This window comes from Allofournierella massiliensis, from assembly GCF_004345265.1.
Classification (GTDB): domain Bacteria; phylum Bacillota; class Clostridia; order Oscillospirales; family Ruminococcaceae; genus Allofournierella; species Allofournierella massiliensis.
Map to the genome: position 1 here is coordinate 97,029 of NZ_SLUM01000012.1, position 12,392 is coordinate 109,420.

14 protein-coding genes and 1 pseudogene are annotated in these 12,392 nt (G+C 47.0%); 5 read left to right on the forward strand and 10 right to left on the reverse strand.

All coding sequences use genetic code 11. The features are described from left to right. The first annotated feature begins 16 nt into the window (after positions 1–16). The gene (locus tag EDD77_RS08505; RefSeq protein WP_058964329.1) at positions 17–316 is read left to right on the forward strand and encodes a DUF6809 family protein; all 300 of its coding nucleotides are present in this window, start codon (positions 17–19) and stop codon (positions 314–316) included. Positions 317–472: 156 nt separating this feature from the next. Beyond that, positions 473–823, forward strand: a complete 351-nt coding sequence (locus EDD77_RS08510) for a hypothetical protein (RefSeq protein WP_058964330.1) — start codon at positions 473–475, stop codon at positions 821–823. A 6-nt stretch (positions 824–829) separates the two neighbouring features. Here EDD77_RS08510 and EDD77_RS08515 read toward each other — a convergent pair whose 3' ends face one another. After that, the gene (locus EDD77_RS08515) at positions 830–1,636 is read right to left on the reverse strand and encodes a hypothetical protein (RefSeq protein WP_058964331.1); all 807 of its coding nucleotides are present in this window, start codon (positions 1,634–1,636) and stop codon (positions 830–832) included. Position 1,637: 1 nt separating this feature from the next. Beyond that, complete coding sequence (locus EDD77_RS08520) at positions 1,638–2,186, reverse strand: AbrB/MazE/SpoVT family DNA-binding domain-containing protein (RefSeq protein ID WP_058964332.1); 549 nt, start codon at positions 2,184–2,186, stop codon at positions 1,638–1,640. A 167-nt stretch (positions 2,187–2,353) separates the two neighbouring features. On the opposite strand from EDD77_RS08520, the gene EDD77_RS08525 reads away from it, so the two are divergent. After that, on the forward strand, positions 2,354–3,439 hold the full coding sequence (locus EDD77_RS08525) for a HipA domain-containing protein (protein ID WP_058964333.1): 1,086 nt from the start codon (positions 2,354–2,356) through the stop codon (positions 3,437–3,439). Between the two features lie 159 nt (positions 3,440–3,598). On the opposite strand, the gene EDD77_RS08530 is transcribed toward EDD77_RS08525, so the two are convergent. The 3 genes from EDD77_RS08530 to EDD77_RS08540 form a co-directional block, all read right to left on the reverse strand. After that, entirely contained in the window at positions 3,599–4,789 is a 1,191-nt protein-coding gene (locus EDD77_RS08530) for an IS256 family transposase (RefSeq protein WP_058964334.1), read from the reverse strand. Positions 4,790–4,999: 210 nt separating this feature from the next. Continuing rightward, the gene (locus EDD77_RS08535) at positions 5,000–5,548 is read right to left on the reverse strand and encodes a restriction endonuclease (RefSeq protein WP_242868383.1); all 549 of its coding nucleotides are present in this window, start codon (positions 5,546–5,548) and stop codon (positions 5,000–5,002) included. A gap of 104 nt (positions 5,549–5,652) precedes the next feature. Beyond that, positions 5,653–5,862, reverse strand: a complete 210-nt coding sequence (locus EDD77_RS08540) for a helix-turn-helix domain-containing protein (protein ID WP_054338619.1) — start codon at positions 5,860–5,862, stop codon at positions 5,653–5,655. 460 nt (positions 5,863–6,322) lie between these two features. Between EDD77_RS08540 and EDD77_RS08550 the strand changes: the two are divergent. Beyond that, positions 6,323–6,673 (forward strand): annotated as a pseudogene (locus EDD77_RS08550) (helix-turn-helix domain-containing protein); the annotation flags it as partial. A gap of 196 nt (positions 6,674–6,869) precedes the next feature. On the opposite strand, the gene EDD77_RS08555 reads toward EDD77_RS08550, so the two are convergent. From EDD77_RS08555 to EDD77_RS08570, 4 genes are all read right to left on the reverse strand, one after another. Further along, entirely contained in the window at positions 6,870–7,544 is a 675-nt protein-coding gene (locus EDD77_RS08555) for a PHP domain-containing protein (protein ID WP_058964335.1), read from the reverse strand. 5 nt (positions 7,545–7,549) lie between these two features. Continuing rightward, positions 7,550–8,317 (reverse strand): hypothetical protein, encoded by a 768-nt coding sequence (locus tag EDD77_RS08560; RefSeq protein ID WP_058964336.1) that lies wholly within the window; start codon positions 8,315–8,317, stop codon positions 7,550–7,552. 9 nt (positions 8,318–8,326) lie between these two features. Next, a complete protein-coding gene (locus EDD77_RS08565) occupies positions 8,327–8,746 on the reverse strand; it encodes a restriction endonuclease subunit S domain-containing protein (protein WP_132587368.1) in 420 nt (139 codons plus the stop codon). A gap of 191 nt (positions 8,747–8,937) precedes the next feature. Then, a complete protein-coding gene (locus EDD77_RS08570) occupies positions 8,938–9,429 on the reverse strand; it encodes a flavodoxin family protein (RefSeq protein ID WP_058964338.1) in 492 nt (163 codons plus the stop codon). 140 nt (positions 9,430–9,569) lie between these two features. Between EDD77_RS08570 and EDD77_RS08575 the strand changes: the two genes are divergently transcribed. Beyond that, positions 9,570–9,947 carry a winged helix-turn-helix transcriptional regulator gene (locus EDD77_RS08575; RefSeq protein WP_058964339.1) on the forward strand — a complete coding sequence of 126 codons (378 nt, stop codon included), beginning with the start codon at positions 9,570–9,572 and terminating at the stop codon, positions 9,945–9,947. A 233-nt stretch (positions 9,948–10,180) separates the two neighbouring features. Here EDD77_RS08575 and EDD77_RS08580 read toward each other — a convergent pair whose 3' ends face one another. After that, positions 10,181–12,292 carry a heavy metal translocating P-type ATPase gene (locus EDD77_RS08580; RefSeq protein ID WP_058964340.1) on the reverse strand — a complete coding sequence of 704 codons (2,112 nt, stop codon included), beginning with the start codon at positions 12,290–12,292 and terminating at the stop codon, positions 10,181–10,183. Between the last annotated feature and the right edge of the window lie 100 nt (positions 12,293–12,392).

Genomic DNA, 12,392 nt, shown 5'->3' on the forward strand with positions numbered 1-12,392 from the left:
AAAGGAGGGAATCCGCATGGTATTGGATGCTATCTACCGGGGAGAGTTGCTTCCCTGTGAAAACAACATGGAAGGAAACGGTCGGCACAAACAGGCTGGCAAGGAGATTGAACAGCTCCTGAAAGACCTGCGGAACAATCTGAGCGAGGATGATATGGCACTGGTGGACCAGATGCTGGAACAGACACTGATTATCTGCGATACAGAAAGCAGCGATGCATTTCAATACGGGTTTTCCACAGGACTGCTGCTGATGCAGGAGGTTCAGGAAATTCTCCGCAAACGGATTGATGCAGCTGCACATGACATCTTCTGAAAATTTTCAGAAGATTAATTGATATCTTTCCGACGCACCCACCGCAGAACGCTGGAGCGACTCCGAAGTGTCGCGGTTCTGATTCCCCAAACAGCAGCGTTGCGAACACAGGAAGCCCGGTTTGCAAAAAGCTCCCTCCCCTTTCATTCCGCAGGAATGGATCGGGAGGGAGTTTTCTGTTTTGCGCCCCGTTTCTTCTTTCTTTTCTGTGCAGCTGCGTTCCAGAAGCTGCACAGTCGTTTTCCCCCAATGGCTTCATCAAGATATATCATCCTGCCTGACCGTATGAATCGAGACGCAGGCAACATCAATTTTTTTGCCAGATATGAATTTCAAATGACCGGTTACGAAATATCTCCGGGCAAAGCGTGTACGAATTGCAATTTCATCAACGATTCACCCGCCACGGCCAATGACGAACTAAACACCGCCGAACAGGCTTTAAATGAACAGGTGGCAGGCGAAGGCGCTGTACTGCTGAAACACACAGACGGTTATCTGCCCTAACCCTTTTCATAATTTTGCAGCCTGCCAGTGGATGCAGGTTTTTATCCGGTCGGCAATGTATGCCCGGTCCCTTTCGGCATAGAACTTTAGCGGCTCCTCCAGTGCAGCAGTTACTTCGGCAACCATAAAAGTCCATTGCAATTGGGGCCCATAGAGGGATCTGACCGCCCGGACCTGTCGTGTGAATGTTGTGTTCAGCGGCTGCGCCCGCAGCAGCTTCATGTGGGAACGAGGTTCAATATCCATGGGATAGTCGCGCACATTGGAAAGAAGTCCCGCACCAAAGTCAAAAATGGGACAGTAGTCGAATTCCTCTCCCCTGCGCAGAACAGCAATATTATTCAGATGGCGGTCTTCGTTGCCAAACAGCATATCCACTTCAAACAACAACGTGAGATAGTTTCCAAACTGTTTCAATTCGGTGAGGCGTATCGTTTGTTCCACCATCCAGCGAACCTTCCCGGCGAGGTTAGGCTGTCGGGCTACAACACTTTGCCAGTCCGGTCCAACACCTTTGCGAAACAAGTCAGCGAGGGTCAGGATGCTTTCGCCGGGCATCAGAAAATTGGGGCTGGAACAGCCATTCCGAATCCGTTGATGCACGTTCATCCGCTCCATACAGTAAGTCACATAGCGGAAACCCAGTTCTTCTATGTTAGACTGCTGCAACAATTGGGAGGTTACGGTTTCCGCCAACCCTTCATATCCAAAGAGGTCAAGTTTGTACCAACGGTCATGTTCCAGCCACTTTTCCTGATTTCCCTTGGAGGACGTTTCTGCAATGCGATTTCCGGTCACTAATCTGACTGCCATCTTACCCCTCCACAATCTTAATCCAGCAGGAATCTTCTGCCATGCGGCCGGCAGTCTTACGGATGATCTCCATCGGATCGTATTTCTCTATCCCCAGCTGTGCCAGATAGTATTTCAATCCATCCCGCTGCCGCGGAATGCAGCGAGATTCCAAAAAGGTCATAAAGTCCTCCCAATTGGGTGTCTGGTTGACCCCAAACGCGGTTGAAAGAATATCGTCCGTCTCATTTTCGATAACCAACCGCCGGGAGGTCCGATCCAGGCAGATTTTGGTGCAAAGAGTCTCCCCATCATAGTAGTGAAGAATCAATAGATCGTGCTTTTTCTCTCTCGCCTCATTGATAAAGGAATGATATTCTCCCGTGCCAGCTCTGCGGATGGTAATACATTCGCCGTCAAATTGCAGAATGACATCACAGCTATTCTCCATAACCCCCAGTTGTTTGGCCCATACAGGGGGCAGCACCACACGATAGCTTTTCCCTTCTGGCCCAGCTGTCCCACCAGCTTTGTTGATTAGAATTTTTGCCCGCCGTTCTTCCAGCGTCATACCTGCATCACCTCTTTGAGAACATTATACTCATTGGACACCAACAAATCAATATTTCCAACACCTGTGAGAGCAGAAAACGGGAACCCTCCTTTTGCAGACAAAGAAAGGCGGGATGCATAACACTGATTCTGTAGTATAATGAAACGCAGGAAGGATGGGCCAAGATGGACTGGATTTTACTGAACAAAGACACACCATTTCTGGAATTTTCCACCCAAGAGGATGAATTTGGCGATGTGGTAGCTCTGGAAGGAACCTGGTTTTCGTCCCTGCGCCCCATTGGCTATAAATCTCTTCTGAGCTTTCTGGAAGGGCGGCGTGCTCCCAAGCACCGAAAGCACATCGAGCAGCTTCTCGAGCAATATGGGTGCCGCACATTGGAAGGATTTCTGCTGGTCAGCCATGCGCTTTCTCTCAACGATACCTTTTGGGTAAAACCGGCGGATTCCCCGTTGTGCTGGCGGGATGTCTCCCTGTATCAGAATGACTTTGATGAGATCATTGCTGAGGCTGCGTTGAACGGCTTCTTCAGCGAGCAGAATCTTCCCTCCTCCCCCTCACCGGAATTTACCACGGACGGAAACTATGCCAAGTGCTGGAAACGAGAAGCGGACGGTATTTACCTCTATAAGGCCGGCAGCGCCACCTATGAGCTGGAGCCACTGTCGGAATATCTGGCTGCTCAGATTTCCAGCATCCTGTGCCCTGGTACAGTCTCATATGATATACGATTCCATCATGGAAGACTGGTGTCTACTTGTCCCCTGTTCACCAGTGAATCCATCGGCCTTGCCAAAACAGCTGCCATTACCCATGAAGAGCGGTCTATCTCCGGCTTACTGGAGTATTTCCGTTCCATCGGTAGCGAGGATGCCTTTCGCCGCATGATGATTCTGGATGCCATTCTCCTGAATACGGACCGGCATCCGGGTAATTTCGGTGTTTTGTTTGATACGGATACCATGCAGGTGAAAACCATGGCCCCGGTGTTTGATAACAACCGCAGCTTGCTGTTTGATCTGGATGCCGACCAGTTGGAGCATGCGGAACGTTATATCGCCCGCCTGACTCCACGGCTCGGATCTGACTTTATCGTCGTTGCAAAAGCCTTAATGACAGATGAGATCCGTAATGACCTGAAAAATCTGTATGGCTTCGCGTTCCAAGAGCATCCGCAAATCCCAGTGGCGGATAATCGGCTGGAGAAGCTGAGCGGTGTTGTGAATGGTCAGATACGGCAGTTGATTTGATTGCATTGTATGCGAGGAGCGTGCGCCGTGCCATGATTGGCACTGCTCACGCTCCTCTTTCGTTTATATATGGTTCTTCATCCATTTGACTACTTTCCTTTTTTCGGTAGTGTCAAGAGTTTTTCGCACTTTGGTTTACAGCCCCTGTCGCGAATGAAGTCAGCCAGCAATGGAGGTGTCCTCAAGGGTCGCCTCCAGGTACTTCATGTTCATGTACTTCTTGTTACCCCACTGGGTACCAGCCACATGGCGCAGTCGGGCACAGACCAGCATGAGAGCAGAATTGCCGTCCGGGAAACTGCCAACCACACGGGCGAGGCGGCGGATCTCCCGGTTCAGCCGTTCAATGACGTTGTTGGTGCGGATACGAGTCCAATGTTTGCTGGGAAAATTGCAGTAGGTCAGCGTCTCCTCAATGCCATCTTCCACCTTTTTAGCGACCTCTTTCGGTTTCACGAAACGCAGCTCCTCCACTACGACCTTTGCCTTCACACGGGCAGCTTTCTTGCTTTCCTGGGAGTGGATTGCCTTGAGCATTTTAGCTACCAGCTTCACTTTGGAGCGAGGTGTGACAGAGAAGATATTGCGGTAAAAGTGGACAGTGCAGCGCTGGTATTTGGCTTCAGGAAACACTTCACCCACGGCTTCCAGCATACCAAGACACTTGTCGCCAACGACGAGTTTTACACCATCCAGACCACGGCCGCGTAGCCACTGGAAGAAACTGACCCAACTGGCTTTGTCCTTCTTCATGCCCTCGGCTGCACCAAGAACCTCGCGGTATCCATCCTCATTCACCGCAATCGCCACCAGAATGGCCACATTTTCAAACTCTCCGCCCCAATTTCGGCGCAGATAGATTCCATCTATGTAGACATACGGATACCGTCCGCCTTGCAGGGGGCAATTTCGCCAATCCTTGATGTGGACATATGCTTTCTTATTCAACTCACTAATGGTGGAGGGTGAGACTTTGCTGCCCCACAGGGCCTCAGTGATATCCTCCACACGTCGGACAGATACTCCTGCCAGGTACATTTCAATGAGAGCTTCTTCCACGCTGCTTTCACGGCGACGGTACCGCTCAATGATGGCGGTTTCAAAAGAAATTCCCTTGAGTTTGGGCACTTTCAGGGTAACATCCCCGGAAGTCGTAGTGAGGTTGCGGCTGTAGTGGCCGCTGCGGTAGCCCTGGCGCTGTTCATTGCGTTCATACCGAGCTGCCTGAGTCAGTTTATCCGCCTCGGCCTCCAGCAGCTCGTTGAGAGTTTCCTCTACGCTGCCTCGCACAAGTTCTTTGAGTTCGCTCTTGATTACGGCCTCATTTAGTTGTACAATTTTTTCAGGCATGGTTTGCTTTCTCCTTTCGAATGGTTAGTGTCGCAACTTCATTCTACCAGCGATCTGCAAACCATGTCTTTTTTATTTTTGCGAAACTTATTTTACCTCATCGCCGCCCCAGGACCTCTTTTGATCCTCTCACTTGTAGGCCACGGGAGAGGCCGTTTGTTGCACAAAATAATAATAAAAAGAAAAAGAGAGCTAACTGACTAATCAAAATCAGTTAGCCTCGATGATTTCATCCGCTGTTTGTGCCACTGTCTCATCGGTATCCGGCTCCAGAATATTGCCTTTGAAATCTTTATCCAGAGCCTTAAAATACTCATCTGCGTAGTTTTTCACCTGGAAAAAGCTCAATGCCGAGCCAACTTCATGCAGAGCACCCTGGGAAAAAGCTGTGCGGGGCAGATGTTTGAGCCACTTTACTTTCCGGCGATTGGGATACTGTGCTGCTGTACTATCATAAAAATAGGCGCTCTCAACGATCCCAATATTGATTTTACGGTCGAACTTAGATGGAAACACGACATAATCGCCTTCTCGCACTTCATGAACGAACCGGTACAGCATTCCAGCACTTGTGGGGATCGAACCTTTTTTAGCGTCCGGATAGGTCGCAATATATTTTTCTTTGTAGACATCACGAGATGCACTTATGACCGACAAGTCGCCCATCTCTTCCCAGCCGATTGCAATTAGATTCTGATTCAAAAAAAGGGGATCGTCCATCGTATGGATTCCCCAAACCGTTTTGTTTGCTGTTGCCATCACAGCCACACTCCTATCCGATCTTTCACAGCTTTTTAGTCTACGAAGTTTTTGTATGCCAAAAGAACCCTTCAAATATCAAACCACTTTGTCAAAATTCATGCTTATTTTTCTTCCGGAACAAACTCCAGAATATCGTCCACGCCACACTCCATCACACGACAAATCTTCTCGATGCTTTCGATGGAAACATACTCGTTACGCTTTAGGCGGGTGATAATATTGGCACTAAAACCGGCCTTCTCTTTTAGCTGTGCGTTGCTTATCTTTTTATCAATCATCAGATGGAATAAGCGGTCATAACAAATCGCCATTTTAGTCCCTCCAAAGCAAGAAATGCTTGGATTTATTTTATCACATTTTCGTGAAAAACTCAACTTGACATCCAATTATCAGGTTTTATCAGTGTTATGGAAAGGCAGAGATTTCGCTGCTTTTTCCGGGCATACTCCACCAACTCCCGCGCATTGCTGGCGGGGTGCCAGGTATAGGCGATAAGATAGTCTACATGATCTACAACATAGCGATTTGCTCTCACGATTGCGATCTTGCGCGGGACACTTTCCATCCCCGGTGGATAGAAGGTGCCGTCAAATCCATTTGGCGTCGGGATGGGCTGCTCTGCCGGATGGTATGGCAATAGCAAAGTGAGCTTCACTTCTGGGTAGAAACGCTTTGCTTCTTTGACTGCTGACGCTGCAAGACGGTCAAATCCGCCGTAGTGGCCGACAATAAATTCTGTGGCACCATATTCAACAATGTGCTGCTCAACAGCAGGCGGATCTAACTGCCGCCCTGGCGCAGGTACTGGATGTCTCGCCCTATGCTCTTTCTGTCCCGGATATAGACTCCTATGTGGGGCTCATGCACACCCTGTTTACCCTGGAGGACAACTACGGGCTCAAGATCAGCGAGATGGATGGAGAAGTCTGCTTGAAGGTCGATGTGCGGAAGAACAAGGATGCCGCCCGGCTGCATGAGATGCTCTGTTCTTGGCAGCAGGCCGCTGCCATGTTGGAGGCGGGCGAGATCTCCAAAGAGGACTATGACAAGTGGCGCTACCATTACCCGGAGTTTGATAAGGCTCAGACCTATGTGAAGGTGCCGCCCCAGAACCTCTTTTGACTCTCTCACTTATAGGCCACAGGAGAGGCCGTTTGTTGCGTAATTAAGAATACAAAGATACATTTTCTATCACTAAAATTGCTATAAGAAAGAAGATGTTGAAATGAGCAAACTAATGACAGAAGAAAAAGTCTTGAAAAAACTTGGGATTGATGATTTTAGGCATATTACCAAAAACAAGGTTATTAAAATGGCGTCAATCTAAAATTTGAAACAAAACATTCCCTTCATCTGGAGAAAGTGAAACTTTGGCACGGTCTCTTAAGGCGTGTTTTAATGCATTTATAGATAATTCCTCAATATCAATAAAAGTTTGTCTATCTGGGAACTGCGCCTCCCTGTTCTCCATGCGTTCATCGCTAAAAAGAATTGGTACGAGTTCCCCGCTTCTTTTTTTCATTGATATAAATTTTTTTACGCTTGTAACTTCACCGCATGTAATATGGTCTTTAATTTTGGGAATTCGATGTAATTCTAACTTTGGACTTTTATCATAGTGAGGTATCAGCACATACTTTCCAATGGTTGGAAAATATTCCAACAGATCATCTTCTGATATCCAAGAAGTATTGGTTGAATTTTTTTCCTGTATATGCTTGCATCGAGGTTCAAAATCATCTAGGTCGTCCGGTGAAGTAATCAATAATAAATGTCCCTGCTCTACATCAATTTCAATACCCGGAAATACTGGAACTGATATTTTTTTACAAATTTCTTCATATTGCTTTCTATCAAACAGATTATGATTTGTGACAGCAATTGCATCTAATTCTTTGCGTTCCACATAACTTTGCAGAGTATCCATGGAGAATTCAAAGTAATGGTCACTTACAGTCGCAACTGTGTGAATGTGTAAATCGACCTTTTTCATACTTTCTATCCTCCTATCAGTCCCAATGCAGCTGTTCCCAAAAGTTGAACCACGGCACCGTAAAACCAACCATGCTTTTCCATGTGATTGGAGATCTTTTCAAATAATTTCTTTTGTTTCGGTATAGCTCTGCTCAACTGTATATTTTCAATCAATTCTTTGACCTCATCCAACAATTCGTGGAGTTCCTCTTTATCCTCGCCGCCTTTTTCATCTATGGCTTGCTCAATTTGATGTATGGAATTGTCCACAGTCAATGTAGAGCCCGAAACATTACCGAAAACCAAGTTTCCATAGTTGATGATACTTTGCTGGCGTTCCTTTTCTCGCTTATCTTGCCTATCTAAAGCTGCCTGTTTATCCTCAAAATAGGAGAAGGCAGGTGGTAACAAGTCGAGCATACCTCCATTGCCAAATGATAAAAGCCCGCCAATCATCCCATATTGTATTAGTTTCTCGAGTTCCACTCCAATAGACATCTGGACATACGACGGAAAAATATCATCAGAGAAATTAACATGGCTGTTCCTTAGGCTGTCACACTCCAGTAAACACCTTAATATTTCTTCTGATGTCTTATCCATAATGCGAAAGCCTTCCACTAATGGTTGGCCATTTACAATAGATGATGCCCGATCCCGAACAATCGCTTTTTGTTCCATGCGCTTCTGCTCCCTTGCCCGTTTTTCATCTTCTCGCCGCTTTTTATCTGCAAGCTGTTTTGCCTGCTTCATTTGAGATTCAATCTGTCTTTCCAATGGACTTTTGGCCATAGTTTCACCTCATTCCATCCGTGCCTGTCCGTTCATCAGCATCGGCAGGAGCCAGTCACGGAGTTTTGATAATTCAATATTCTCGAATACAAGTTTGGCTTGTTTTTCATATATCGGCTTTGTTATTTCTGCAAAATTGCCAGAAATATTTTTCTCCGGAATAACAATCAATGTATCTTTTAAGAACTTAAAATGGCGTGCATATCCATAGTTAGACAAGTCGATTGATTTTATCATTTGATAAAATAATTCTTCTGGAATGCAAGGATTATTGGATTTTAACACCTGTGTTCCATCTGCTCCTCTCGCAAATGGAAAACGAATATATTTAACTATTCTGGTATGATCGCCAAAAACTATATACCCTGATTTTGATTTAAGAACAGAGTAGGGATTGTTAGTATAAAATCGTACTTCATTGTTATCCAACTCCTAATTATATATTGCTTCTCAACGGATACCGGAGTTTATTTGCCGACATCCATCGGAGTATGCGATTTAAAATGCTGTCCAGCCGCTCTCTGTGAGCAGATACAAGATCACAAAGGAAAGGGCTATAACCGAAATCATCCAAAAAGTGCCGAATCCCCCGAAATGCTGCGGGAATTCGGCACTTTTGCTTATTTGGAAGAAATCTGCATCGCCTGCTCTGCCATACGTTTTCCGTAAATCCGGAACAGTTCGGCGAAGGAGTCCAGATCCGGACCGATGGCTACCGGTCCCAGATGGATTACAGGCATTCCCTTGGCCTGACCGCTGGAATAGACCATCATGCCGTCCACCATCAGATGAGTGAGGATGCACTGAATGGCCAGATCACCGCCGCCATGAATAAAGGCCGCCGTAGCATAAGCACCACCCAATTTTCCTGCCACATTTAACTTGACCGGAGCAGATTCCAGCCAGGCTTTCATGCGGGCAGTAAGATAGCCGTTATAGGTAGGCGTACCCACGATCAGGGCATCGCTTTCTTTCACATATGCTTCGTCAATGGACTCAATAGAAAATGCTTTGGCCTCAGCTCCAGCAACCTGTGCAACACCTTCAATGATGTATTCAGCCATCTTGGCAGTGTTTCCAGTCTTGCTGTCGTAGACAATTGAGAGTTTCATAGTAATCCCCCTTGATAAATTATCAATACATGGTATGATTTCTGTATCTACTTTCATTATATGGAGAGAAAGCAAATTGACAAGAACGCAGTTTTTTGTATATGGTATACTTTTTCGTATCTGGGGAGGATTATTGAACTATGAAAAACCAGGTTGAGATTTGCCCGTTGCGGCTAGCGATGGATATTATAGGCGGAAAGTGGCGGCTGAGTATTATCTGCCTGCTGAAGGACGGCCGACCTATGCGCTATAATCAGATCAAACGCGGAGTGCCTGGTATTACCAATGTAATGCTTTCCCAATCTCTGAAGCATCTGGAGGAATATGGGATTCTGCATCGGGAACAATACAATGAAGTTCCAGTTCGGGTAGAATACCAGTTGACAGATAACGGGAAAACCCTGCTCAATGTATTGAGTGGACTCAGCGATTGGGGAAACCAGTACATCGACCGCCATCAGGAGTATCAGTCACACTGTGCAGAATGTCTTTTTCGGGAAGCTGCGGAGTCAAAATAAACTAAAATTCCCAAAGCGTTTCGAAGATGATTTTGACGGATCTCCTTCTTTGGGCAAGAGACACCAAAACAGAACCGATCCGCAACAATCTGACTTCACTGGCTTCTCGCAATTCCCGTCAGGTGTGTTACCACATCCAAAGCTTCGTCCGGCTATTCACCATACGCAATGGTATAACCCCTTTCTCATATGTGCTTATTTCGCAGGTACCGCCTGTGGCCACCGCTTTCACATTAATCACCACTTATGATTGTATCCACATTTTTCTGTACTTTCGGCAATGGACTCATGCTTCTCAAACTTACACCCAATGTGGACAAATTATGTAACGTAGCGGAAGTCGCTGGCGGCAAAATGCCCATTACCCCCAATGCGATAAGTGCACCATTAAATCCAATCACAAAACGATAGTTAGAATGTATCCGCCGCATCAGTTCCATCGCAACATGACGCAGCTCTACCAGCTCCCAAAGACTATCAGCAGCAATGGTAATATCTGCAATTTCTCGGGCCAATGCCGCACCATCGCTGATGGCAATTCCTGCATCCGCCTCGGAAAGCGCGGGAGAATCATTGATTCCATCTCCTACCATTAAAACTGTGTGTCCTTCTTTGCGCAAACGTGCAACAAACTCAGCCTTATCTGCAGGCAATACTTCTGCTCTGAACTCGTCCACACCTAACTGAGCTGCTATTGCAGCCGCTGTACGCTGGCTATCGCCGGTAAGCATCACCGTTTGCTTGACTCCCATATTTCGCAGTACACGGAGTACATCTGCAGCCTCTTCTCTCAGCGGGTCCGATATACATAATACAGCCGCCAGTTGCCCTCCTACCGCCAGGAACAGATGAGAGTATTCTTCCGGAAGCATCGCAAATCGTTCCTGCTCCCCTTCCGGAATTTTACATCCCTCATCTTCAAAAACAAAATGCGCACTGCCGATTAATACGCGCTCACTATCCACCGTACTCACAATACCGTGAGCCACCAGATATTCTACTTTCGAATGAAATTCTTCATGGGTTAACCCCTGTCGTTTTGCTTCTTCCACTACCGCGTTCGCCATGGAATGCGGAAAATGCTCTTCCAGACAGGCAGCAAGACGAAGCATTTCATTTTCGTTATTCCCTCCAAAGGGAATAACCTTCGCTACTCGAGGACAAGCATGAGTGAGCGTGCCTGTTTTATCAAAAATGATGGTATCTGCTGCAGCTACCGCCTCCAGGAATTTTCCTCCTTTAACTGTAACATGAGCCCTGCCAGCCTCTCGCATAGCAGAGAGAACCGCCAAAGGCATTGCCAGCTTTAGCGCACAGGAAAAGTCCACCATCAAAACCGACAAAGCACGCGCTACATTGCGCGTTAAGGCAAAACTCAACAGACTGCCGAAAAAAGTGTAAGGAACCAACTTATCCGCCAGATGAGTCGCCTTGCTTTCAGCTGCCGATTTCATCTGCTCGGATTGTTCAATCATATGTACAATCTGATCGTAGCGACTTTGTCCGGATGCTTGTTTTACTTCCAGAACGCATTCGCCTTCCTCCACCACAGTGCCCGCATAAACAGCACTCTCGGCTCGTTTGGCAACCGGTATGGACTCTCCGGTAAGCGAAGCCTGATTAACAGTTGCTTCCCCTTCCAGAACAATACCGTCCATAGGGATGACGCTTCCTGCGCGCACAACAATTGCATCTCCCGGCCGCACTTGAGACACTGGAACCAGTACTTCTCCCTGCGCCGTACGAAGCCAAACCCGATCAACATTGAGTGACATACACCGGGCCAGATCCTCCATGGATTTTTTTCGGGTCCATTCCTCGAGCAACTCTCCCACTTCAAGCAGAAACATCACCGCTCCGGCAGTACCAAAATCTCCTCGGAAAGCAGAAATCGAAATCGACAGAGCATCCAATAAATCCACTTTGATTCGCCGCTGTAATAGGCAGCGCAAACCACGTCGCACAAAAGGAATCATATGCCAGAGAATTCGAGCAATTCGTAATGGGGACGGCAAAAACAACGTGCAGGCTGCCTTCATCACAATTTTGCCCACTAATTTTTCTTCAAATTCCCGGTTCAAGGCACGACTGCTGTGAACTGGCAAACTCACATTCTTTTCTGCATCTTTCCAGGAAAAACGACGAATATCGTCCAAAACCGCCTGCCTGTCTCCACTATAATACGCAATTACAGAGCAGGTGCGTTCATGGACAGTGATCCTCTTTGCCCAGCCCCTACTCTGCAGCCAGGCTTCCAACTGATCTGCCTGTTCCGGAGTCATTCGCCTTTGCTGCAGTCTGATACGGATTCGGCCACGACTCTCGTGCAAGATTGTTGCATTCATGAGTTATCCTCCTATTACAATATATTTACGGTTTAAGGCACGGCAGCCAGCCGTGTCTTTTCCGTATCGTTGCCTAAGCTGTTAGAATGAGAGTGTCTTG